The following is a 24,739-nucleotide window of genomic DNA, read 5'->3' on the forward strand; positions in this document are numbered from 1 at the left end:
TATGCCTGCCAATGCTTTGTTCTCCCCCACTCCGCTCCCCCCCGGTTTTATGGTGGTACATGCTAACCGCTTGGAAGATTTACGCGGTTTGGCGGTGGAGTGGATGCGCCGCCAGCCGTTGGGGCCGTTGGAGAACGAAACCATTCTGGTGCAGAGCAACGGTATTGGGCAGTGGCTGAAACTGGCGTTGGCGGAAGACCCTAAGAACGGCGGCGCGGGCATTGCGGCGGCGCTAGAGGTGATGCTGCCCGCGCGGTTTCTATGGCAGGCCTACCGCACGGTGCTCACTCACGTTTCGCAAAACGCCGATGCCGTGCCGGAAACCTCGCCGTTTGATAAGTCGCGCTTGGTATGGCGGCGGCTTCGCCTTCTTCCTACCCTAGCCGGGCAGCCGGTGTTTGAGCCGCTGGCGCAGTTTCTAGAAATCGAACGTGACCAGCGCAAGCACTACCAACTGGCCGAGCGGCTGGCGGATCTGTTTGACCAGTACCAGGTCTACCGCGCCGACTGGTTATACGCCTGGGCCAACGGCCACGATGTGCTAATTACCGCCAGAGGCGAGCACCGCCCGCTGGAAGAGCACCAGCGCTGGCAGCCCGCGCTCTGGCGCATCCTGCGTGACGATGTGGCCGCCACCCAAGGCAATGCCGGATTGAACAGCAGCCGCGCCCAGGTTCACCAGCGCTTTTTGAAGGCCACCGAGCACCTAGAGGGCCAAGACTGCCCACCGGGGCTGCCTCGGCGGCTGATTATCTTTGGTATTTCATCGCTGCCCCAGCAAACCCTGGAAGCGCTGGCGGCGCTCTCTCGCTGCTGCCAAATCGTGCTGTGCGTTCACAACCCCTGCCAGTTCTACTGGGCGGATATCATCGAGCACAAAGACCTGCTACGCGCCCAGCGCTACCGCCAGCGGCGTAAAACCGGCATGCCCGAAGCGCTGGATGTACTGGGCACCGGCGATGCCGATGACGCTCTGCACCTGCACGCCCAGCCGCTGCTAGCCGCCTGGGGCAAGCAGGGCCGCGACTACCTGCGCCTGCTCGATGAGCACGACGACGCAGGCAACTACCAAACCCTATTCGAGCAGCAGGCACTGCGCATCGATATGTTCGAGCCGTTCAGTGGCGAGGATCGCCACTGCCTACTCAGCCAGCTGCAAGACGACATCCGCGAGCTGCGCCCCGTGGCGGAAACGCAAGGCCACTGGCCCGCACTGCCCGCTGCCGATGACTCCATCGTGTTCCATATCGCCCACGGCCCCCAGCGGGAAGTGGAGATTCTCCACGACCAGCTGCTGGCCGCCTTCAGCGCCGACCCGCACTTGCGCCCACGGGACATCATCGTCATGGTTCCGGATATCGACCGCTACGCGCCGCACATCGAAGCGGTGTTTGGCCAGCTGCCCACCGACGACCCGCGGCACATTCCCTACACGCTCGCCGACCAAGCCAGCCGTCACCGCCTGCCGCTGATGATTGCCCTGGAAAAGCTGCTACGGCTGCCGGAGCTGCGCCTGTCGGTGAGCGATTTACTCGACCTGCTGGATGTCCCCGCCCTGCGCCAGCGCTTCGGCCTAGAAGAGCGTGACCTACCGGTGCTAGAGCGCTGGATGGAAGGCGCGGGCATCCGCTGGGGGCTAAACGCCAAGCAGCGCCAAAGGCTGGAACTGCCCGGCGGGCTGAGCCAAAACACCTGGGCATTCGGCCTGCGCCGGTTGCTGTTGGGCTACACCGTGGGCGACGGCCACGCGTGGCAAGGCATCGAGCCGTTTGATGATATCGGCGGGCTGGAGGCGGGCTTAGCTGGGCCGCTGGCGACGCTGCTGGAGAAGCTCGAAGCCACCTGGGAGAGCTTCTGCCAACCCACCGATGCCGCTACTTGGGTTGCGCGGCTACGGGGGCTGCTGGAAACTTTCTTTCTTACCGACGATGCCCAAGAGAGCATCATGCTCACCAAGCTAGAAAGCGGCTTGCAGCAGATGCTGGAAAGCAGCCGGGAAGCCGAACTCAACGACCCGCTGCCGCTCTCCATGGTGCGGGAGCACTGGCTGGCGCAGATCGATGAGCACAGCCTTTCCCAACGCTTCTTGGCCGGGGCGGTCAACTTCGCCACGCTGATGCCCATGCGCGCCATTCCCTTCAAGCGGGTATGCCTGCTGGGCATGAACGACGGCGAGTACCCCCGCTCCCAGCCGCCGCTGGATTTCGACCTGATGGGCAGCGACTACCGCCCCGGCGACCGCTCCCGCCGGGAAGACGACCGATACCTGTTTCTGGAAGCGCTGCTCTCTGCCCGCGACCAGCTCTACGTGAGTTGGGTTGGCCGCAGCCAGATCGACAATACGCCGCTGCCGCCCTCGGTGCTGGTGGGCCAACTGCGCGACCACTTAGAAGCCGGCTGGCAAACGGAAAACGGCGCGCCGCTGCTGGAAACACTCACCACCGAGCATCCGCTGCAGCCTTTCAGCCGCGATTACTTCAACAGCCCAGCAAGCCGACTGTTCACCTACGCCCACGAATGGCGCGAGGTGCACGCCCCGCGCACGCCACCCGCCACTAGCCGCACGCTGCCCGCCCCGGAAAACGCCCCCACCAGCCTCTCGCTTGGGCAGCTAGGCAGCTTTCTGCGCGAGCCGGTGCGCAGCTTCTTTAATACTCGCTTGGGGGTCTATTTCGAGCAGGAAGCCATCGCCGAGCTGGACGCCGAGCCCTTCGCCCTGGATGGCCTGCAAAACTGGCAGCTCCAAGATCAGCTAATTGCCGTCCAGCGCCACGCGGTGGATAACGGCCAGCCGCGTATGGAAGCATTGCACGAAGCATTGGAGCGCTTTCAAGGCCAAGGCGTGCTAGCCATGGGCGCGTTCGGCGAACGCATGCGCGCAGCACTCGCCGAACCCATGGAGGCGCTTTTCAACGCCTACGAAGACGCGTTAGACGCGTGGCCGCATACCCTGCCCGACACCATGATTCACTTCGAAGCCCACGGCCTCACATTGGAAGAGCCCCTGGGCGAACTGCGTCAGGATGAAGCAGGCCACCGCTGCCGTCTGCTGCTGCTGAGTAGCAGCCTGATTAGCCAAGGCAGCGGGCGCGGCCAGTACCGCTGGAGCCACCTGCTGCGCCCCTGGGTCGCGCACCTAGCGGGCAACCTGGATGGCCCGATGACGACGCAACTACTCTCCAAAGCGGGTCATGTCACGTTAGCGCCGGTGGATGCCGAGACCGCCCGCCAGCACTTGGAAACCCAGCTAGCCGCGTGGCAAGCGGGCCTAGAAACCCCGCTACCGCTCGCACCGCAAGCCGCGTTTGCTTGGCTAAGAAACAAAGGCACGCCAGATATGGCGCAAGAAAAAGGCCGAGAAAGCCGCGCCTACGCCGCCGCCGAAACCGCCTATGAAGGCGGCCGCTACCAAACCGGTGAAGTGGCCCAAAGCGCGTATTTAAGCCACCAGTGGCCCCGCTTCGAGCGGTTGTTCTTCGAGCAAGCCAACGGGCACACCTTTGCCACGCTCACAGAAGCGCTCTACGCGCCGCTTCACCAGGCGGTCAAAGGGTAAACCAGCGTGGGTGTTACATAGCGTCGAGCGTTTCCACATCGAACGCCACAATCTGGCGTTTGGCACTGGAGAACTCGACGCCGATCAGGTGTATGGGCTTGCCAGAGGCGCGGTACTTGTCCGCATACCCTTTGTGTTTGATTTGCGCCAGCGCCTGACCTTCCGGCAGTTGCTCCACCACTTTGAACTCGAACAGGTAGATATGCCCACCAAAATCCACGCTCATATCCACCTTGCCGTGGTGGCTGGCATCTTCCACCGTCACATCCAGGCCCAGGGCCGCAAAGTGGCTGTAGAACACGCTGGCGTAATGGCCTTCGTAGCGAGCAATCGGGTTGTTGCGATACCAGTCGTGAGGGAGTCCGGCATAAAGCGCCTTTAGGTGCGCTTCTAGCCCGACAAGATCATGCTGTCTTAAATGGCGAAACAGTGTTCTGCGTTCACGCGGGGCATTTTCGACCCCCAGCGATGGCAACAAGGCGTGGTTGAGACTGGTTTCGACTTCACGGTTAGGAAAGCCCAGCGTGTACTGGCGGTATCCCAGCAGCGGCTCCTCTACCTGCTGGATGGTCAGGTAGCCGGTTTGAAACAGCAGACCTTCGGTACTGATCTGATCCACATCGAACTGGCTGAGCAGTTCATACTCTGTTTCCCAGTGATCTAACGAAGGCGTAAATACCCCCCGCTGTTTGAGAATATCAACCAGAAACGTCGGCGTGGCAGACTCAAACCAGTACGGCGCAAACTCGCGCTTTTGAAACAGTAGCAGCACATCAAAGGGATTGTAGACAGACACCACCTCGCGCCCACCCCACCGGTAGCCGTTGTACCACTGACGAATGGCCTCACGATCCAAACCGGGTAGCTCAGGCGCGAACACCTTATCGATGTCTTCGTCGGTATAGCCGCAAATCGTGCTGAAAGGAGCGTCTAAGGTGATATCGTTGAGATTGTGCAAGCCCGAAAATAGGCTGACCTTGCTGAACTTTGATACGCCTGTGAGCAGCACAAAGTGCAAATGAGGGTCGGCATCTTTCAGCACGCTATACAGGTTCTTCAACCCCTCGCGCAGTTCCCGAGCGCGTTCGGGCACCAAAATATTATCCAGAATCGGCTTATCGTACTCATCGATCAGCACAACCACCCGTTGGCCGTATTGCTGGTGGGCAATGCGAATAAGGGCGGAAAACTCGCCGGGAATATCGGCTTCATGGTATTGAGTAATGCCCAGCCGCTCACGCTGAACCCGAAGCTGCTCACGGATACGTTCATCCAGCCCTTCACGGCTCTGCATGACGCCATCGGCAAAGCTGATACGAATGACCGGGTAACGCTGTTGCCAGTCCCACTGATCGTGAATATAGAGCCCTTCAAACAGCGCCTGGCGGCCCTCGAACAAGCAGCGCAGCGTATCCAGCAACAGGCTTTTACCAAAGCGGCGCGGCCGCGAGAGAAAGTAGTATTTGTTCTGGTTAACCAAGCGCTCGATATGCGGGGTTTTATCGACGTAGTAATAGTCGCCCTCACGGATATCCGAGAACGTCTGAATCCCGATGGGTAGCTTACGGCGATGGACATCCTGCACGGCGGCCTCCAGAACAAAAAACAGCGATATGAAAAGCAGTTTAGCATGCGGCTGATGCCTGCAGCGTCAGATCAGCGGGCTTTCATCCCCCTTTCCACCCAGCGATAAAATGCGCTTGGCCAACGCAATCATCTCCGGGTCGCCGGTATTCTTAGTGGGCACATCGGACAGCTTCACCACTGGCAGCCAGCCCTGCCCTTCGGGGCGGGCCTCAACCATTTTGATCACCATGTTCATGGGCGCTACGCCAATATCGTTGGTGAAGTTGGTGCCAATGCCAAAGGCCATGCCAATCCGTCCTTGGCAGAAGGCGCGGATGCGCTCCACTTTTTCAGGCGTGAGGGCATCGGAGAAGATGATGGTTTTGCTCAGCGGGTTAATGCCCAGGCGCTGGTAGTGGGCAATGGTGGCATCGGCAAATTCAATCGGGTCGCCGCTATCGTGGCGCACGCCGTCGAAGAGCTTGGCGAACTTCTTATCGAAGCTCTCGAAAAAGGCGCGGGTAGTAAAGGTATCGGTCAGCGCGATACCCAAATCCCCCCGGTACACGTCCACCCAGTGCTCCAGCGCCAAACTGTTGGCCATTTTGAAACCAAAGCGAGCGCCGTGGAACATAAACCACTCATGGGCGTGGGTGCCGATGGGCTTCACCCCGTGGCGCATGGCCAGCAGCACGTTGCTGGTGCCGCTAAACGCCTCGCCGCCGTAGTGGCGCAGCGCTTTGACGACTCGGTCGTGCACCGCAAACGAGAAACGCCGACGGGTGCCGAACTCGGCAATCTTCAGCCCGTGCTGGCGGTACAGTTCGATTTTCTCTCGCGTGCGCTGCTCGATGAGCGCTTCGTCATCTTCCGACACGCTCACGCCGCGCAGTTGGTACCAAAGCTCGCTAATCAGCGCCATCAGCGGCACTTCCCACAAAATGGTGCGGTACCAGGGGCCTTCCATCACCACCGAGAGCTCGCTGCCCTGCTGCTCGATCGTCACTTCGCTGGGGTCGTAACGAAAGCCCGCCAGAAAATCGAGATAGGTGGGGTCTAGGTAAGGGCAGGTGGTTTGCAGGTAGCGCTTCTCTTCATCGGACAAGCGCAGCGTCGCCATGCGATCCACTTCACCGCGCAGCGCCTCACCAAAGCCCTCAGGAAACGCATGCTCGCCGCGATCGATAAACGCGCAGCGGGCATGGGCATAGGGGAAGCGTTTAATCACGGCATTCTGCATCGTGATCTTGTAAAAATCGTTATCCAGAAGCGAGGTCAGCATGAGATCCCTTCACCAGCATCAACAGATCGCCAAGAGCGGCTAGCCCGCTAGTTTACCAGTTGGCGTCGATACCTCACAGCCTAACCCCTTTTTACTATGGCTTACGCCCATGGAAGCCGAGCGCCCCTCCCTGTTTACAACGCATTCGACCCCGTCTTTCAAACCAGCCTCTAACGCTGCTTTGCTCTTTTGCCCAGCTCTTGGCAACGCGATATAGTGCCGGTGCCTTTGGCTACCCGCCAAAGGCGCTTTGCTTTCCGCCTGCCGTGATGTTCGGAGAATGAGAATGAGCCAGCCCACCCCGCTGAACCCGCTGACGCTACCGCTTCACGGCAGCCGTTTGATTGAAGCCAGCGCGGGCACGGGGAAAACCTTCACCATTGCGCTGCTGTATGTACGCTTGGTGCTGGGCGGGCAACACAGTGAAGACAACACCGCCTTCGTACACCCGCTCACCCCGCCGGAAATTCTGGTGGTCACGTTTACCAACGCCGCCACCCAAGAGCTGCGTGAACGTATCCGCCACCGGCTGGTGGAAGCGGCGGCGGTGTTTCGTCATCAGGGTGAAGGCTCACTGCTTCTAGCGCTGCGCAGCCAATACCCCGAGGCCACGTGGCCCGCCTGCGCCCGCCGCTTAGAGCTGGCCGCCGAGTGGATGGACGAAGCCGCCGTTTCTACCATCCATAGCTGGTGCTACCGCATGCTGCGCGAGCACGCCTTCGATAGCGGCAGCCTGTTCTCGCTCAATTTGGAAAACGACCAGCAAGAGCTGGAGCAAGAGGTAGTGCGCGACTACTGGCGCACCTTCTACTACCCGCTGGACGCCGAGGCGCTGGGCAGCATTACCGGTTACTGGCAGTCGCCGGACCAGCTCCACGGGCAGGTGCGCAAACTGCTGGCCGAAAGGGAGGCCCTAGGCAGCCCCCGCCCCGCCCCCGAGCAAACCCTAAGCGCCGCCCAAGCCGAGCGCAGCGCTCGCCTAACCGAGCTAAAAGCCCCCTGGCCCGCCTGGCTGGATGAACTAGTGCCCGCACTTGAAGACGTCGCCAAACGCAAAGCCTTCACAGGCCAAAGCTTCAACGCCAAAAGCCGCGCCAACTGGCTAGGCGCACTGCGGGAGTGGTGCGACAGCGACGCCACCCGCCCCGCACTCACCGATGCCGCCTGGAGACGCCTCACCCCAGACGGCATGGCCGAGATATGGAAAGAGGGCGCGCCCCCTTGCCCCGCCGCCTGGGAAGCGCTGGCCGAGCTGCCCGCCGCGCTAAACGCCCTGCCCGAGCCGCGCAACGACCTGCTGATTCACGCCGTGCAGTGGTGCAAAGTGCGCCTGGAGCGGGAGCAAGAGCGCCGCGCCGAAATGGGTCCCAACGACCTGCTCACCCACTTGGACCGCGCCCTGCAAGGCCCCAACAAAGAGGCGCTGGCCGCGCAGATACTGCGCCAGTTCCCCGTGGCGCTGATCGACGAGTTTCAGGACACCGACCCCATCCAGTACCGCATTTTCAACGCGGTGTATGAGGTCGCCAAGCCCCGCCGAGACGCCGCCATGCTGCTGATCGGCGACCCCAAGCAGGCCATTTACGCCTTTCGCGGCGCGGATATCTTCACCTACTTAAAAGCCCGCGAAGACACCACAGGCCGCCACGTCACACTGGGCACCAACTACCGCTCCGGCCGCGCCATGGTAGAAGCGGTGAACCACTGCTTCCGCTACGCCGATGAACACCCGGCCGGAGCGTTTCTGTTCCGCGAAGAAGGCGGCGACAACCCGCTGCCGTTTCTGCCGGTAGACGCCAAAGGCCGAAATGAACAGCTCGTTCACCAGGGCCAACCGCTGCCCGCCATGACGCTCTGGCCGCTGGCAGCAGACGAGCCGCTCTCTAAAACCGCCTACCAAACCGAGATGGCCGAACGCTGCGCCTCTTTCATGGCAGAACTGCTCAGCGCAGGGCAGAAAGGCGAGAGCGGCTTTCAAACCGACGACGCGCTCACCCCACTCAAGCCTTCCGATATGGCGGTGCTGGTGAACGGCCTGCAGGAAGCCCGCGCTATTCGCCTAGCGCTGGCCGGCCGTGGGGTGAAGAGCGTGTATCTTTCGGATCACGATAAGGTGTTTAGCTCGCCTATGGCCGCCCAGGTAGAGCGCTGGCTGCGCGCCTGCGCCGAGCCGCTGGCTAGCTCCCGCCAGGCCGAAGCGCACCTGCGCGCCGCGCTGGCCACCCCGGTGCTGGGGCTAAGCTTGGCGGAGCTGGACCACCTGCAGCAAAACGAGCTGGCCTGGGAAGAGCGGGTAGAGCAGTTCAGCCACTACCACCGCCTGTGGCAACGCCAGGGCGTGCTGCCGCTGGTGCGCCGCATGATGGTGGATTTTGATATTCCCGCCCGACTGCTAGCGGAGTTTGAAGAGGGTGAGCGCTTGCTCACCGACCTGCTGCACCTGGGTGAACTGCTGCAGCAGGCCAGCGCCGAACTGGACGGCGAACACGCGCTGATTCGCTTTCTGTTTGACGCCATTGCCGACCCGGAAAGCCACGGCGACAGCCACAAACTGCGCCTGGAGAGCGACGCGGATTTGGTCAAAGTGGTCACCATCCACAAATCCAAAGGGCTGGAGTACCCGCTGGTATTCCTGCCCTTCATCGCCAACCACCGCCCGGTCAAAGCCGAGGACGTACCGCTGCGCTGGCACGACAGCGAGGGCAACCTACAGCTCAGCCTAGAAGCCGATGACGCGATACTCGCCACCGCCGACCGCGAACGGCTGGGGGAAGACCTGCGCAAACTCTACGTCGCGCTTACCCGCGCCCGCCACGCCACTTGGCTGGGTCTAGCCCCGCTGAAAGGCCTGGAGAACAGCGCGCTGGGTTACCTGCTAAAAGGCGGCAATGCCCTTTCACCGGAGGCGCTCAATAAAGCGCTCGACGAACTGGTAGAAGGCAGCGAGATACAGATTCACCAGCCACCCGCGCCCACCGCAGAGCGCGTTGCCACCGTGGAGCAAAGCAGCGCGCTAGGCCACGCCCGCACGCCCACGCGCCCCGCCAAAGAGCACTGGTGGATTGCCAGCTACTCCGCGCTGCGGCTTTCCGGCACGCTCACCGCCCCGGTGCTGCCACCGCTGGAACCCACCACCGCCCAGGAAGCCACCGCCTTTGAAGTGCTGGATGAACCGCAAGAACTGTCTCAAGAACGATCTCAACTAGAAGCGTTTCACTTACATAAATTTCCACGTGGCCCCGGCCCCGGCACCTTTCTGCACGGGCTGCTGGAGTGGGCGGGCAAGCAAGGCTTCGATACCGCCGCGAACGATATGGACGCCCTCAACGATATGCTTTGGCGGCGGGTGCAGCTACGCGGTTGGCAGGCATGGCAAGAACCGCTGGCGGGCTGGCTAAGCGCCCTGCTCACCACGCCGTTACCGCTGGCCGCGCCCACCCCGCAAAGCGTGGCGCTGAATGAGCTAGAAAGCTACAAGTAGAGCTAGAGTTCTGGTTCGCCGCCAAACGGGTGAATACCCAAGCCATCGATGCGCTGGTGAGCAAGCACTTACTGCAAGGGGTAGAGCGTCCCGCGTTGGATGCCGACACCCTAAACGGCATGCTGAAAGGCTTTATCGACTTAGCCTTCGAGCACCAGGGGCGCTTTTACGTGCTGGACTGGAAATCGAACTACCTAGGCCCCAACGACAGCGCCTACGAACCCGAGGCCCTGCGCCACGCGCTGCTCGCCAAACGCTACGACCTACAGGCCGCGCTCTACTTACTCGCCATGCACCGGCTCTTAAAAGCACGCCTGCCGGATTACGACCCGCACCAGCATTTGGGCGGTTCGATGACGGTATTTCTACGCGGCAGCCGCAGCCCTGGGCGCGGCGTGGTGGGCGAACCCGCCCCGGTTGAACTCATCGAAGCCTTGGATAGCCTGTTTGCAGGCGAGCCACACGCCACCCAGCAGGAGGCCACGGCATGAGCCGCCAGCACGACACCCACACCTTCGATATGTTCGGCGATGCCGACAGCGCCCACCCGGCACTCAGCAGCACCCCGGAACTGCTGGCCCTTTGCGAACGCTGGGTAGCGCGAGGCTGGCTGCGAGATCTAGACCGCGCCCTGGTGCGCTTTTTAGCCAGTGAAGCCCCAGACGCCCCCACACTGCTGCTACTGGCAGCAGCACTTGCCAGCCACCAGCTAGGCCGCGGCCACGTATGCCTGGATATTAACGCCACGCTCAACGCGCCGGATTTCGCCCTTTCGCTACCGCCCGAAGGGGACGACCTCACCGACCCGCCGCCGCTACCCAGCGACGTGCTGGCCACGCTCACGCTCAGCGAATGGCCAGCCGCCCTGCACCACCCGCTGCTCACCAGCGAAGGCCCCGGCAACACACCGCTGGTCGTAGTGACCACTCACTCAGCCAGCGGCACCCCCAGCACGCGGCTCTACCTGCGCCGCTATTGGCAGTACGAGCAAAGCCTGCACCAACACATCGCCGCACGCCTAGAAGCCACCGGCACAGAAAGCCAAGGTGGGAGGCTAAATCATCAGACAACCGAGCCAACCACTAGCCACACAGCAAGCACAGGCTCAGAAAGCAAAGGTGGGAGGCCAATTCATTGGGCGACGGGTGACGCCAGTCACCCTGGGTTACTCCCCCAAGCCCTGAACATACTGTTCAAACAAAGCAACGGCCTAGACTGGCAAAAAACCGCCTGCGCGCTGGCCGCCCGCAGCCGCTTCGGCATCATTACCGGCGGCCCCGGCACCGGTAAAACCACCACCGTGGTGCGCCTGCTAGCCCTGCTGCAAACCCTGCAACTGGCCCAGCACCCTAGCCAGCCGCTGCGCATTCGCCTAGCCGCCCCCACCGGCAAAGCCGCCGCCCGCTTGAACGACTCCATCGCCGGGCAGGTCGCAAAACTCCCCTTCACTGACCTAACCACTTTGTTGCAAGGAGCCAAGAGGGAAGACGCTGAAGGTGATAAAGCCATGCAGGATGAAGCTTTGTCAGAAGGTGCTCTGAAGGAGAAAGCTTTGTGGGAGGCCGCTTTAGCGGGCGATGATTCAGCCACAAAACAGCTAAAAGCCACCATCCCCACGGAAGTCACCACCCTCCACCGCCTGCTCGGCGCACGCCCCGACACCCGCCACTTCCGGCACAGCGCCGCCAACCCGCTGGCGCTGGATGTGCTGGTGATCGACGAAGCCTCGATGGTGGATATCGAAATGATGGCCGCGACCCTCAGCGCCCTGCCCGCCCACGCCCAGTGCATTCTGCTGGGGGATAAAGACCAGCTCGCCTCGGTAGAGGCAGGCTCGGTACTCGGCGACCTATGCCGCCGCGCCGATGCCGCCCACTACACCCCGGCCACCGCCGACTGGCTAGCCCGGGCCACCGGCCAGCCGCTGCCAGCCGAGTTCATCGACCCCGCAGGCCAACCGCTCGACCAAGCCATTACCATGCTGCGGGTTAGCCACCGCTTTAATGAACACAGCGGCATCGGCCAGCTGGCCAAAGCCATTAACCAGCCGGGCCATGCGCAAAGCGAACGGGAAAAGCAGCAGTCGGTAAGCGCCGTGCTGCGCCACGGCTACCCAGATGTGCACCATTTGGTGATGAGTGACGACGCCGCGCTGGATAAGCTGGTGATTCACGGCAGCCCCAGCGGCTTTGCAGGCAACGGCGAAGGCCGCACCGACCACCAAGGCCAGCCCATCGCCCCGCCCACCGGCTACCGCCACTATTTAAACGTGCTGCAAGCTCAGCGCCCACGGGACGAGTCGTTCGAGAAAAACCAAACCGCTTTTGACGCCTGGGCCAGCGAGGTGCTCAGCGCCTACAGCCACTTCCAACTGCTGTGCGCGCTGCGCAAAGGCCCCTGGGGGGTAGAAGGCTTGAACCAGCGCATCGCCAGCACATTACGCAGTGAAAAGCTGCTGTTCGGCAGCGACTACACCTTGGAGAAAGGCTGGTATGAAGGCCGCCCGGTACTGGTGACCCAAAACGACTACGGCCTGAAACGGATGAACGGCGATATCGGCATCACCCTGGCCGTGCCCGACCCGCGCAACCCACAGCAGAAGCTATAAAGAGTCGCCTTCCCCACTGGCGACCCCGACAAACCCATCCGTTGGGTGCTGCCTTCCCGCCTGCACGCGGTAGAAACCGTGTTTGCGATGACGGTGCGCAAATCCCAAGGCTCGGAGTTCTTACACACCGCGCTACTGCTCCCGTCCACGCTGAACCCCATCCTGACCCGCGAGCTGGTGTACACCGGCATCACCCGCGCCCGCGAATGGCTCACGGCAGTGTAAGCCAAGCGCGGGGGGTTGAATGAGGCGGTGGTGAGGGAGGTTGGTAGGGGTAGTGTGGTTGCGGGTTAAAACCATTGGTTTTAGTGATGTTAGCATTTGGCCAGAGACTGCCTTTTGGCAGTCTTTTCTATAGTGCCTAAATCAGGTGAGCAGTAGGCGTCATTTGGATGTACTCGTTACATGCCAGCACTTTCAATTTGGCTAAATATCCAAAGCGAAACATGCCCTCTTAAATCTGATATTTTTTCCTGTATTTGACGATAGTCAAGCTCTTCTTGATCGACATCAGCCAAAGCAGTTTGTTTTATATATATAGCAGTGTCTCTTGGAACCCCTTTTGCGATAAGGTATTTAGTAATCTTACTGTAAGCTCCATTTTCAATAATGCTTAGTATGGAATTCTCGTCTTCAGACATATCCGCCAATGGCTTAAGCAGCATAGGCAATCCAAAGCAAACTTTAGAAGAAATTGTTTTAACTGCCTGATCTATTTGATTACTAGCGTCATCAGTAAAGTTACGTTCCCTTAATATATCTCGTAGGAGAGTTTCCCTCCCCCAGCCAGTAGCATACTTACAGATACTCCAGATATGTCTCTCTAATTGATCATTATCATTCGTTGGATTAGAAATATATTTATCAAAGTAATAAGGCATGATTTTTGGGAAAGTAATAGATGCGCTTTTCAAAGATTCAAGAGTATTTCTATCCCAAATATTGGACGGCAACTTACAAAACACGTTCCTTCTGAGGCCCAGATATATGATTTCAAGATCATATGGATCCCAATACCTATTCTTAAATATAACACTCGATGGAACACTCATAGAATCTAGATTAGCTAAACTTTTTTGTATGTAATCTTTACTTATATTTATCCCCACCTCTTGCAGGCGAGCATGACTTCCTTCCCTGTGCCTATATATCGTTTGCCTTATATATGTAATGAGATACTTCTCTTTGCCATCTTCTACAAGAGTGTCATTTTCAATTGAATTATCTATATTTTCTCTAAATTTCTCGTAGTACTCACCATAGCCCGTAATTAATTCTTTTTCAGTGTGTTCAAAAAGAGTTTCGCTCTCTTGCTCTATTTCAAATGAAGATTCATCGAGTACGATTGTCCTCCCAATAAACTCTTTAAGAAGCCTTCCTGCTCGACCTCGTAAGTTTGAAAACTCATAGTTTGATAGTTTAACATTCTCTCTGTCTTTCATTCTTCTAGTAAAAAGATATGGATTCCTTACAATTATGTTTGAAGCCGGAAAATTAACACCTTGCATCAAAGTTGTCGTACAAACAATATTATTTATGATGCCGTTTGAAAATGAATCTTCAATTGCAGAGCGGATATGAAGTGGAATTTTGCCTGTATGGTAAGCGACTCCATGCCGCACTAGCGTAGCCAAGTCATAATCTTTATGCACGAACTCTGAAATATACCTGAATCCGTGAGACCGGCCCCCGACTGTGAACAACGTGCTTCTCATACTCAAGTCATGCGGATAAGCGCTCATGGTGCGATTCGGGGCGAAGTAGCGAGGGGCGTGTAAAAAATAGTATCCACAGGCAAAAAAAATGGCCTGTCATGAAGACAAGCCATTAGATAGGACGGTTTTAAGCGCAATATTGGCTATTTAAGAGCGCATGGTTAGCACGACATTAGTGATTCAGTACCCGTGCCAGGAACGACTGCGTGCGCTCGTGTTGAGGGGCATCAAACAGCTGCTCGGGGGAGCCTTGTTCAGCAATTTCGCCTTTATGAATAAAGATGATGCGGTCGGCCACCTCACGGGCAAAGCCCATTTCGTGGGTAACGATCACCATGGTCATACCCTCTTTAGCAAGCTCCCGCATGGCATCCAGCACTTCACCAATCATCTCGGGGTCGAGGGCTGAGGTTGGATCATCGAACAGCATGAGGCGCGGCTCCATCGCCAACGCACGCGCCAGCGCCACCCGCTGCTGCTGGCCGCCAGAGAGCTGGCTGGGGTACCTGCCGGCCTGAGCCGCAATGCCGACACGCTCCAGCAGCCGCTTGGCAGTCTCTTCGGCGTCCTGGCGGCTCCAGCCACGGACCTTCATCGGTGCGAGAGTGACAATATCGAGCACGATCAAGTGGGGAAACAGATTGAACTGCTGAAACACCATGCCCACTTCGGTGCGGATGGTTTGCAGCGCCTGACTGCTTTTACCGTTGGGTAGCAGCGTATTGCCGTCCACATCCAGGCTGCCTGACTGAACCTCTTCCAAGCCGTTGATACAGCGGATGAGCGTGGATTTACCGGAACCACTGGCCCCGATGACCACGACGACTTCACCCGGAACGATCTCCATGTCGATATCATTGAGTACGTGTAGGCTGCCAAAGTGCTTGTGGAGCTTTTGCATACGCACAATAGGCGTTTGAGTAGAGGTCATTGTGCGCTCCTTATTGTCCGGCGAGGCCGCGGCTTTCGAGTTGACGCAGCACCAGTGAGAGGGTCCAGGTAATGGCGAGATACATCAGCGCCACCATGAAGTAGACCTCTAGCGCGGTGAAGGTGGTGGCGATATAGATCTGCCCTTGACGTACCAGCTCACTGACCCCGATGACGAGAAAAGCGAGGTATCTTTGATACTGATAATGCCCTGGTTGCCCAGCGGTGGAATCATACGGCGCAGTGCCTGGGGCCAAATAACATAGCGGAAGGCCTGTACTCGGGAGAGGCCAAGCGATAGCGATGCTTCCCGCTGGCCGCGCTCGATGGACTGCACACCGCCGCGCACGATCTCAGAGATATAGGCACCGGAGTTGACGGCAATGGCGGCAATACCGGCGACCAACGCGTTGATAGGCCCGCCCAGGAGCTGTGGCAAGCCATAAAAAATAAACAGTACCTGCACCAGAATGGGCGTACCACGGAACACTTCGATGTACACAATGGCTGGCCAGCGTAACCAGCGCACTGGGCTAATGCGCAAAAGACCAAAGAAAATGCCGATGAAAAAACCAATCGCCAGACCACCGAACGAAATCAGTAGGGTCCAGGGAATACCGGGTAACAAGTAGGGGATCGAGCTAAAGGCAGCCGACCAATCAAACTGAAAGTTAACGTCCACGCGTTATCTCCAGGCAAGAGGAACAACGACACAGGGCCGGGGGAAATGGCCGCCCGGCCCTGTGGTGAGAGTCGCTTTAAGCGTTGGTTATGGTCTATGCGCTACTTACTCAGCGCTGGGTGCTTCACCGAACCACTTAGTATAGATCTCATCGTAGGTGCCATCTTCACGCATAGCGGCCAGCGCTTCGTTGGTCGGCTCTACCCACTCGCTGCCTTTGTGGAACACGATGCCGTACTGCTGACCCTCATACAGCGGGCCGACCACTTTGGTGCGGCCTTCGCCACGGGTTTGCGAGAAGTAGGCAACGTTCGGCGCATCGTAAAGAACGGCGTCAACGTTGCGCCCCAGCAGTGCCCATGTACATATCAGCGGTGCCGGGGTAGGGCGTGATATCGGCGTCTTCACCTAGCTCTTGCTGGAGAAAATCGTAGCTGGTGGAGCCGATTTTGGTGGCAATCGTCAGGCCTTCAAGGTCTTCAATGGAAGAAACCTCTTCGTTATCGGCACGCACGATGATTTGTAGACCGGAATCGTAGTAGGGGTCAGAGAAGTCGACGACCTCGGAACGCTCGTCGGTAATGGTGGTGCCCGCGATGGCGATCTCCTGGCTGCCGGTTTGTACGGCGGGAATAATGCCAGAGAAATCCATGGTGGTGAGGTTGACTTCACAAAGCCAGCGCGCTCAGCAACTTCGTTGATGATGTCCATGTCGAAACCGATCATTTCACCGGTCTCGGGGTCGAGCATCTCGAAAGGCACAAAGCTTGGGTCAGTGGCCACGTTAACAGACGGCGTTTGTGCAAACGCGGTGGTACTGCCCAAGCCCAGTGTGATGGCGGTCGCAATGGCAGAGGTAGTGAGTAAGTGTTTCATTAGTTTCCCCATGTTTTATGTGGTTTGCTGCGCTGTTTATAGAATTTTTTTTCTTATAAATCGGGCAAGCAAACGTTATTGACCTTTCAACCTTGGCGAGAAACCGCCAAGGCGTCAAGTCATGGGGAAGGGGTTGCCACCAACGTTGGTCACACCATAAAGGAGGCACCGCACCCGCAAGTGGTGGTGGCATTTGGGTTTTGGACACGAAAACGTGCGCCCGCTAAGCCCTCTTCATAATCGACCGTGGAGCCGACCAAGTACTGATACGAGAGCGGGTCGACGACCAGCGTGGCATCGCCAAACTCAATCAGCGTGTCGTCTTCGGCAACGTTATCCGCGAAGTCAAAACCGTATTGAAAACCTGAGCAGCCGCCACCGGTAACATACACGCGCAGTTTCAGCGCCGGGTTACTCTCTTCAGCCATTAACGCTTTGATGCGCTTGCGTGCGCTGTCTGACAGTAACAGAGGGGTTGGAACAAAAGCTTCTGCACCGCTCATGGGTACCTCCCGCGAGCTTTAAGAACGAATAATCCGCATTGGGGGGTGATTATGGGTAATTCCCAGCAAATTGGTCAACTATTGCTGGGAATTCCTCAAACGTTAGGGCATCAGCGCGGGGGCATTGAGCCCCATGTGCTCGTCAAAGCCAAACATTAAATTAAGGTTTTGAATGGCTTGACCAGAGGCGCCCTTCACCAGGTTGTCAATGACCGAGAGCACTACGACCGTATTGCCGTTACTCGGGCGGTGGACCGCGATCCGGCAGGTATTGTTGCCTTTGACGCTGCGGGTTTCCGGGTGGCTGCCGGCGGGCATCACATCCACGAACGGCTCGTTCGCGTAGCGCTGCTCGAACAGTGCCTGGAGGTCGCCTGGCTCGGCGGTCAGCGTGCTGAGAGCGTGGCGTGAATGCCACGGATCATGGGCGTTAGATGGGGCACAAAGGTCAACCCCACCGGGTTGGGCTGCATGTCGCTCAAGCCTTGACGAATTTCCGGCAGATGGCGGTGGCCGCCCGCGCCGTAGGCTTTCATCGATTCGCTGGCCTCGGCGAGCAGCGAGGCGACCTTAGCGCCGCGGCCAGCACCGGTCACACCGGATTTACAGTCGGCAATCAGCTGGCTCGGATCAACTAAGCCCGCTTCTAACAGCGGCAGGTAGCCGGGTTGAACGGCGGTGGGGTAGCAGCCAGGAACGGCAATCAAACGCGCTGTTTTGATCTTTTCGCGATGCATTTCAGGCAGGCCGTAGACGGCTTCTTCCAGCAGTTCCGGCGCGCCGTGGGGCTGGTCGTACCAGCGGCTCCACTCGTCGGCATCCCGCAGGCGGAAGTCAGCGGAGAGGTCGATCACCCGGGTTCCGTTAGCCAGCAGCTCGCCTGCAAGCGCGTGGGCAACGCCGTGGGGCGTGGCGAAAAAGACCGCATCCATCGCGCCCAGCGCTTTGGCGTCGGGTTCGCTGAACGCCAGCGTGTCGTAGTGGCCGCGTAAATTGGGGTACATGTCGCACACTTTCACGCCCGTTTCTGAGCGAGAGGTGATGGCTTTCACGCTTACCTGGGGATGCTGGGCCAGCAACCTGAGAAGTTCGACGCCGGTGTAACCGGTGCCGCCTACAATGCCAACGTTAATCACAAACCACTCCTTGTGTGCTTCGCACAGCCAACGCTTGAATAATTAACAGCCTAATCAGTGTGGCCAGGCTGTTGAAGTGTATCCAGCTATGATACACAAGAGAGCCAGCGCTTAAGAGCGCTGTGCAACGCGAGACAATGAAACGAACAACAAACGCAAGGACGGACGTTGTGGCACGTTTATCTCGGTCAGATTTCACCCTAGAGAGCTTTCGCCGCCAGTTGGCGAACGTGGATGCCTTACCGCAGCTGTGTGTGCTGGGGTTGGTGTCTGGGGTGATTACTGGGGCAGTGATGGTGGCGTTTCGCCTGCTGCTTGAAGCCGGGGCGGTGCTCTATATGCCGGAGGGGGATCCGGAAGCCTTCGAAGGATTATCACCGTGGCTGAGAGCACTTCTGCCGATCGTCGCCGTCACGTTGATTGGCCTGTTGCTATATCGGCGCGCTCCGCTGCGCGCAAGCTCGGGGTCAGCCATGTGATTGAGCGTCTTACCTATCACCAGGGGCGCTTTCCGCTGCGTAACTGGCTGAACCAATGGTGGGTGGGGTTCGCCTCCGTGTTGGGTGGCTTATCCGCCGGGCGCGAAGGCCCTGCGATTCATTTAGGCGCGGCGGCTTCCAGCGGGTTAGGGCTAAAGCTGCGGCTGCCCAATAACAGTTTGCGGGTGCTGGTGGCCTGCGGGACGGCAGCAGGCATTTCGGCCTCGTTCAAACACGCCCATTGCTGGGGTGATCTTCGCCATGGAAGTGGTGATGATGGAGTACACCCTGATGAGCTTTATGCCGGTGATTTTAGCCTCCACCATGGGCGCACTGGTGGCTCAGGTGATGTATGGCAACGAGCCTGCCTTTCGGATTCCTGAGGTGGCGCTAGGCTCGCTGATGAACCTGCCCTGGATCGTCATTGTTGGCTTGGTGATTGGGTTAATGGCAGGCGTATTTATCCATATCTCTCGCAGCCAGCGCTTACAAAAATTGCCGTTGTGGTTGAGATTAGGAGTGGTGGGTGTGGCCACTGGGGCGTTGGCGTGGCGGTTTCCCGAGATTCAGGGGATCGGCTACGACAGCGTCGCCGCGGCGCTGAATAATCAGCTGACGATCACGGTGCTGTTGGCGCTGATGGTGGCCAAGGTGCTGATGACGGCGATTACCGTCGCTGGCGGGGTGCCCATCGGTATTATCGGCCCAGTGCTGGTGGCGGGGGCGGCCACTGGGGCGCTAGGCGGGATGCTTGGTGGCTGGCTATGGCCCGATAAAGCCGCGGACCCGGGCATTTATGCCATGCTGGGTATGGCGGCGATGATGGGGGCCGTCCTTCAGGCGCCTCTTGCAGCGCTGATGGCGCTATTAGAACTGACGCATACACCCAATATCATGCTGCCGGGGATGCTGGTCGTGGTGGTGGCCTGCTTGACGTCGCGCCAGCTAACGGGATGTGAAGGTTTCTTCATTAGCTCAGTACGCTACGGGTTACATCCGCTGCAGCAGCCGCTGATGCAGGCGCTCTCCCGAGTATCGGTACCGGCGGTGATGGAGCGCCAATTGGTGCGCACCGAACGGATGATTAAGCCAGACCAAGCCCGCCGCTTGCTGGAAACCAACCCTATGTGGCTAGTGATCGAGCGCTCTAGTGAAGAGAAGCCCGTGCTGGCGCTGAAGGCGGCGGAGCTTGCCCGCTGGCTGTTGGAGCACGATGAGGCGCTTGATGGAGAAGCGCCGCCGGAGGATGAGTTGATTGATCTGTTGGAGATTCCCGGCCAGCGGCTGGAAATGGCCCCGATTGGTTTGCAGGCCACGCTATCGGAAGCGTTTTTAAAGCTTCAAGACAGCGCGCTTGGGGCGCTTTATGTGGTGCATGGCTATCGACCAAAGCAGCAGCGAATTTCAGGTATCATTACCCGGGGCGCGATCGAGCGTTATTACCACTACACTGACGCTCGGCAAACAGATGCCCGCGAGACCGATTCCTAGCCATACGTCACCGCCTAAGGAGAGACCATGTACGAATGGGTAAAGGCTATTCACTTGATGGCCGTTGTTACTTGGTTTGCCGCACTGTTCTACCTGCCAAGACTTTATGTGTACCACGCCATGGCACGCGACAAAGGCGATGAGCAAGCGATCACTTACTTCAAAACTATGGAGCGTAAGCTCTATCGCGGCATCATGACACCATCGATGATCCTGGTGCTGATTTTTGGTGGTTGGATGCTCTATTTGGTGCCTGCGTGGTTTAGCCAGGGCTGGATGCACGTTAAGCTCACGCTGGTTGCGCTGTTGATTGCCTACCACCACGTTTGCCTGATCTACCTGAAGCAGTTTGACCAGTCGCGCTGCACCAAGAGCCACGTATTCTTTCGCTGGTTCAATGAAGCCCCTGTGATTGCGCTGGTCGCGATTATTCTCCTGGCGGTTGTGAAGCCCTTTTGATGCGCCAACCCCTTCCCCCCGTCGTTTTAGTGTTAGCGGGCCATGACCCCACGGGCGGTGCCGGGCTGGTCGCTGATAGCGAAGCCATTGCTGCCTGCGGCGGTTGGGCGGTGACGATCCCCACGGCGATGACTGTGCAGAACTGCCACAACGTCTCTAGGGGGATGCCCGCCGACCCTGGCGCCATGCGGCAAATGGCCGAAGCCGTCGGTGATATGCAGATTGCTGCGATTAAGCTCGGCCTGCTGGCGGATGAAGCTACGCTACGCGCTGCGGAGCAAATTATTCGCCGTTTTCCTGGGGTACCCGTGGTTGCTGACCCGGTTCTCAAAGCAGGGGGAGGCACTATGTTATCCACAGCTGCTTTGCAAGCACTTTATCGTGATCGGCTGCTACCGCTTGTGGATATCTTAACCCCGAACCGCTTTGAGTTAGCGGCACTGACGCCTGAGATCCATGAGCCTTATGATGATACCGCCCGTGCGGTGTCACTACTGTCTCAGGGTTGCCAAGCAGTGTTAGTAACGGCAACGGATGACCCATTACCCGGTACGGCACAGCAAGTGGTGCATACACTGCATTCGCCCGACACCACTCGCCAGTGGCAATGGCCGCGGCTGCCGGAAGTGTTTCATGGTTCCGGCTGTACGCTCGCGTCGGCCTTGGCAGCGCGCCTAGCGGTAGGTGAGCGCTTACCAACGGCGTGTGAACAGGCGCAGCACTTTACCTGGGAGAGCTTGTCTCACGGCTACCAACCCCCGAGTGGGCAGTGCTTGCCGAATCGCTTGCCACGCTCCGTGCGTTTTTGATCTCATTGGTAGTAAGCCATTTACATTGAGGATGCCATGACCACATCTGCTGAACTGTTTGACCTCGCGAGTCGCCATATTCCTGGGGGCGTAAACTCTCCTGTGCGTGCCTTCAAAGGGTTGCACCGCCCGCCGGTCTTCATGGAGCGTGCGCAGGGTGCCTACCTCTTTGATGTGGAGGGCAACCGCTACGTTGATTACATTGGTTCCTGGGGGCCGATGATCACCGGTCACGCCGATCAAGACGTACTGGCAGCCGTGCGTGCGCGGTTGGATAACGGGCTCTCGTTTGGTACCCCCACCGCCGTGGAAACCACCATGGCAGACCTGATCTGCGACATGATTCCTTCTATGGAAATGGTGCGGATGACCAGCTCGGGCACCGAGGCCACCATGTCAGCGATTCGGCTGGCGCGGGGCACCACGGGTCGCGATAAGATCGTTAAAATTTGAAGGTAACTACCACGGCCACTCGGACTCCCTGCTGGTAAAAGCGGGCTCCGGTGCCTTGACCCACGGCGAGCCCAGCTCTCCGGGCGTACCGGCCTCGCTGGCCGAGCACACCATCACGCTCTCCTACAACGACCCGGAAGGCGTAGAGGCGTGTTTTGCAGAGATCGGTGAGCAAATTGCCTGCATTATCGTGGAGCCGGTGGCGGGCAATATGAACTGTATTCCACCTCAGCCGGGCTTTTTGGAAACCCTGCGCCACGTTTGTAACGAGTACGGCAGCATCCTGATTTTTGATGAGGTGATGACGGGTTTCCGCGTAGCGTTGGGCGGTGCCCAGGCTTACTACGGTGTCACGCCGGATTTGACCTGTTTGGGTAAGATCGTCGGTGGTGGTATGCCGGTCGGCGCGTTTGGTGGCAAGCGCGACATTATGCAAAACATCTCTCCGCTGGGGCCGGTATATCAGGCGGGCACCCTTTCGGGTAACCCGCTGGCCATGGCCGCCGGTGTGGCGCTACTCACCAAGCTGCAGGTACCGGGCTTCCACGATGCCTTGAGCCAGCGCGTACAAACGCTGTGTAACGGCCTGCAAGAGCGCGCCAATGCGGCGCGAGTGCCGATGATGACGCAATCAGCGGGCGGCATGTTTGGTCTTTTCTTTACCTCTCAATCGCGGGTCGATAACTTTGCCCAGGCGACTGCCTGTAACCCGGATGCCTTCCGCCGTTTCTTCGGCGCTATGCTCGATCATGGCGTTTATCTCGCGCCTTCTGCCTATGAAGCGGGCTTTATGTCCAGTGCCCATACGCCTGAGGATATCCAGCTCACTCTGGATGCCGCAGAGAAAGCCTTTGCAGTTATGTAACACTAGGTAACTGGTAGTTAGAACGCCTGCTACACTGCAAGAGCCGCTCATGTTGAGCGGCTCTTGTGGTTAATGAGGTAGCTAACCATGAAACAACCAACGGCTTGGCAGGCTTTACGTTTACACGGCGCTCTGTTTACCGCCGTACTCACCTTTGGCTTTCCCTTAACAGGGCTAGCCGCACAGGAGCAGGATATGACCCAGATCCACATCACCATGAGCGGCTCCCCCGGCGCTGAGTTTTCCGCCGAGTGGCGCATTACCCATAATGGCGAGACCGTTGAGCATCCTGAAACCCAGGGCACGGTACCCGCAGAATTCACTTTTGAGGGCGATACCTTAGAGGGCACAGTAAAGTTACTAAGCGATGACGAGCGGCTGGAAGTGGATATTGTGAAGGGTAGCAACGGTTCTCGTTCTTCTACTCAAGGCAAAGGCGGCACACTGACGGTGATGGTGCATTTAAGACATAAAAAAACCGCCCCGACGGGGGCGGTATACAAGCGCTAGGTACGCTTATTTGTGTATAGCTGCGATTATTGGCCTTGGCTCACATAATTAGTGTTGTTATTACCGTAAGTCTCAATGGTTGAGGTGTGGCTGCCGCCCCATAAGTAGCCGCTTTGGGTAACGTGTTGTGCGTTATTGCTGCCTTGGGTGTAAATATAGGAGTCGTGGTTATAACCAGACTGCATGACGTCGTGAGTGTTATGGTCACCAACAGCAAGAATCGTACTGTCTAGCGAATAACCATTTTGTGTCACATAAACTTCATTATAGTTGCCACTTAGATACGTGTAACTATCATTTTCATTTCCAATCTGAGTAATGTTGGCATTATTATGAGTGCCATTTTCTTCTACTACAGATACGTTTTCTTCACCATCTTGCTTAACAGTGGCTTTGTTATTGTTACCTTCAAGATAGACATAGCTATCATTAAATTTGCCATCTTGTGATACTGTTGAGCCGTTGTGGTTGCCAATTTGCTCTACTACCGAAATGTTCTTAAAACCATCTTGATCGATGGTTGCTGTATTGTTGTCACCTTGTTGATACACAGTCGAATCATTCAAGGCGCCTAGCTGGGTAACATTGGCTTTGTTGTGCTGGCCAATCTGATCAATTCCAGAGTCATTATTGCCCAGGAAACTTAGTAGCAATCCCTGAGACATCGTCCTGAGAAACAACAGTCGAGTTATTATTTCCCTCTTGGTAAACGCGTGATGTTTGGGTACCCCACTGGGTAATATCGTTAGTATTGTGGTTACCGCTTTGATAAATTGTGGAGTCGCTACCTGATGACCAGTACTGTGCAGACGCAGCAGTACTCATAGCGAAGGCAACAGCGGCAGCGATAGTAGTGATTTGAGTTTTCATGGTGTTTCCCCATTATGTCATACTTGCTTTAGTTATTACTGAGACAACGGTTGCTGCTCAGTAGGTTTCGACGGTGACTGGGCGTGCACTGGCTGAAAACGATTGTTGTTCAACACTAATGCCGCGGTAGCCACTCCCCGACTGTGAAACTTGAATGTCGCTATAATGGCCAGTTTGGGAAATATAAGTTTCTATTTGCTTTTCATTCCCAGACTGAGAAATATTGGCAATATGACTGTTGCCCTTTTGTAAGATAACACCAACGTTGTTGCCCCCCGTTTGCTCAACATTGGCAACGTTCCAGTTTCCTTGCTGATAAATTTTAGAAAAATTTCCTGCTTGATAACGAGCAGAGTAGGACTGGGAAACATTGGCGTTATTATGGTTGCCCACTTGTTTAATAATGCTGTAATTGCCTTGGTAATGGTGGGAGGGCATATCCCTGAATCCGTGAGACCGGCCCCCGGA

The 24,739-nt window shown here is 57.8% G+C and carries 14 protein-coding genes and 6 pseudogenes; 9 read left to right on the plus strand and 11 right to left on the minus strand.

The genetic code is table 11. The annotated features are described in order from the left end of the window. Nucleotide 1: 1 nt before the first annotated feature. On the plus strand, nt 2-3,556 hold the full coding sequence (gene recC / locus B4967_RS13690; protein ID WP_083025796.1) for an exodeoxyribonuclease V subunit gamma: 3,555 nt from the start codon (nt 2-4) through the stop codon (nt 3,554-3,556). A gap of 13 nt (nt 3,557-3,569) precedes the next feature. Here the strand turns inward: recC and B4967_RS13695 are convergent, their stop codons facing one another. Together B4967_RS13695 and pncB are read right to left on the minus strand one after the other, a co-directional pair. Then, nucleotides 3,570-5,141 carry an ATP-binding protein gene (locus B4967_RS13695; protein WP_083025774.1) on the minus strand — a complete coding sequence of 524 codons (1,572 nt, stop codon included), beginning with the start codon at nt 5,139-5,141 and terminating at the stop codon, nt 3,570-3,572. Between the two features lie 66 nt (nt 5,142-5,207). Then, entirely contained in the window at nt 5,208-6,404 is a 1,197-nt protein-coding gene (gene pncB / locus B4967_RS13700; RefSeq protein ID WP_083025777.1) for a nicotinate phosphoribosyltransferase, read from the minus strand. A gap of 286 nt (nt 6,405-6,690) precedes the next feature. Between pncB and recB the strand changes: the two are divergent. From recB to B4967_RS19710, 3 genes and pseudogenes are all read left to right on the plus strand, one after another. Next, nucleotides 6,691-10,376: pseudogene (gene recB, locus B4967_RS13705) on the plus strand (exodeoxyribonuclease V subunit beta). Next, nucleotides 10,373-12,493 (plus strand): AAA family ATPase, encoded by a 2,121-nt coding sequence (locus tag B4967_RS13710; RefSeq protein ID WP_243470592.1) that lies wholly within the window; start codon nt 10,373-10,375, stop codon nt 12,491-12,493. The pseudogene recB and the gene B4967_RS13710 overlap by 4 nt, the downstream one beginning before the upstream one ends. Nucleotides 12,494-12,538: 45 nt before the next feature. Next, nucleotides 12,539-12,718 carry an ATP-binding domain-containing protein gene (locus B4967_RS19710; protein WP_243470593.1) on the plus strand — a complete coding sequence of 60 codons (180 nt, stop codon included), beginning with the start codon at nt 12,539-12,541 and terminating at the stop codon, nt 12,716-12,718. 176 nt (nt 12,719-12,894) lie between these two features. On the opposite strand, the gene B4967_RS13715 is transcribed toward B4967_RS19710, so the two are convergent. The 6 genes and pseudogenes from B4967_RS13715 to argC form a co-directional block, all read right to left on the minus strand. Continuing rightward, nucleotides 12,895-14,127, minus strand: a complete 1,233-nt coding sequence (locus B4967_RS13715; RefSeq protein ID WP_139794511.1) for a hypothetical protein — start codon at nt 14,125-14,127, stop codon at nt 12,895-12,897. A 253-nt stretch (nt 14,128-14,380) separates the two neighbouring features. Beyond that, nucleotides 14,381-15,139 (minus strand): ATP-binding cassette domain-containing protein, encoded by a 759-nt coding sequence (locus B4967_RS13720; RefSeq protein ID WP_083025780.1) that lies wholly within the window; start codon nt 15,137-15,139, stop codon nt 14,381-14,383. Nucleotides 15,140-15,149: 10 nt separating this feature from the next. Beyond that, nucleotides 15,150-15,820 (minus strand): annotated as a pseudogene (locus B4967_RS13725) (amino acid ABC transporter permease). A 105-nt stretch (nt 15,821-15,925) separates the two neighbouring features. Then, a pseudogene (locus B4967_RS13730) lies at nt 15,926-16,696 on the minus strand (transporter substrate-binding domain-containing protein). Between the two features lie 149 nt (nt 16,697-16,845). After that, complete coding sequence (erpA, locus tag B4967_RS13735) at nt 16,846-17,199, minus strand: iron-sulfur cluster insertion protein ErpA (RefSeq protein ID WP_083025782.1); 354 nt, start codon at nt 17,197-17,199, stop codon at nt 16,846-16,848. A gap of 102 nt (nt 17,200-17,301) precedes the next feature. Further along, nucleotides 17,302-18,335 (minus strand): annotated as a pseudogene (gene argC / locus B4967_RS13740) (N-acetyl-gamma-glutamyl-phosphate reductase). 170 nt (nt 18,336-18,505) lie between these two features. On the opposite strand from argC, the pseudogene B4967_RS13745 reads away from it, so the two are divergent. The 5 genes and pseudogenes from B4967_RS13745 (at nt 18,506) to B4967_RS13765 (ending at nt 23,401) form a co-directional block, all read left to right on the plus strand. Continuing rightward, a pseudogene (locus B4967_RS13745) lies at nt 18,506-20,305 on the plus strand (chloride channel protein). Between the two features lie 27 nt (nt 20,306-20,332). Further along, complete coding sequence (gene hemJ, locus B4967_RS13750) at nt 20,333-20,764, plus strand: protoporphyrinogen oxidase HemJ (RefSeq protein ID WP_083025783.1); 432 nt, start codon at nt 20,333-20,335, stop codon at nt 20,762-20,764. Continuing rightward, nucleotides 20,764-21,573 (plus strand): bifunctional hydroxymethylpyrimidine kinase/phosphomethylpyrimidine kinase, encoded by an 810-nt coding sequence (thiD, locus tag B4967_RS13755; RefSeq protein ID WP_083025785.1) that lies wholly within the window; start codon nt 20,764-20,766, stop codon nt 21,571-21,573. The genes hemJ and thiD overlap by 1 nt, the downstream gene beginning before the upstream one ends. A 36-nt stretch (nt 21,574-21,609) precedes the next feature. Next, nucleotides 21,610-22,891: pseudogene (gene hemL / locus B4967_RS13760) on the plus strand (glutamate-1-semialdehyde 2,1-aminomutase). Nucleotides 22,892-22,978: 87 nt separating this feature from the next. Then, nucleotides 22,979-23,401 (plus strand): hypothetical protein, encoded by a 423-nt coding sequence (locus B4967_RS13765; protein WP_083025787.1) that lies wholly within the window; start codon nt 22,979-22,981, stop codon nt 23,399-23,401. Between the two features lie 26 nt (nt 23,402-23,427). On the opposite strand, the gene B4967_RS13770 is transcribed toward B4967_RS13765, so the two are convergent. The 3 genes from B4967_RS13770 to B4967_RS13775 form a co-directional block, all read right to left on the minus strand. Further along, the gene (locus B4967_RS13770) at nt 23,428-24,066 is read right to left on the minus strand and encodes a curlin subunit CsgB (RefSeq protein WP_243470594.1); all 639 of its coding nucleotides are present in this window, start codon (nt 24,064-24,066) and stop codon (nt 23,428-23,430) included. Next, nucleotides 24,029-24,271: a hypothetical protein gene (locus tag B4967_RS19715; RefSeq protein WP_243470595.1), complete on the minus strand. Its 243-nt coding sequence runs from the start codon at nt 24,269-24,271 to the stop codon at nt 24,029-24,031. Before B4967_RS19715 ends, B4967_RS13770 begins: the two co-directional genes overlap by 38 nt. Before the next feature lie 57 nt (nt 24,272-24,328). Beyond that, on the minus strand, nt 24,329-24,739 hold a 411-nt coding region (locus tag B4967_RS13775), incomplete at its 5' end, for a hypothetical protein (protein WP_139794512.1).

This window comes from Vreelandella lionensis, from assembly GCF_002087295.1.
Lineage (GTDB): Bacteria > Pseudomonadota > Gammaproteobacteria > Pseudomonadales > Halomonadaceae > Vreelandella > Vreelandella lionensis.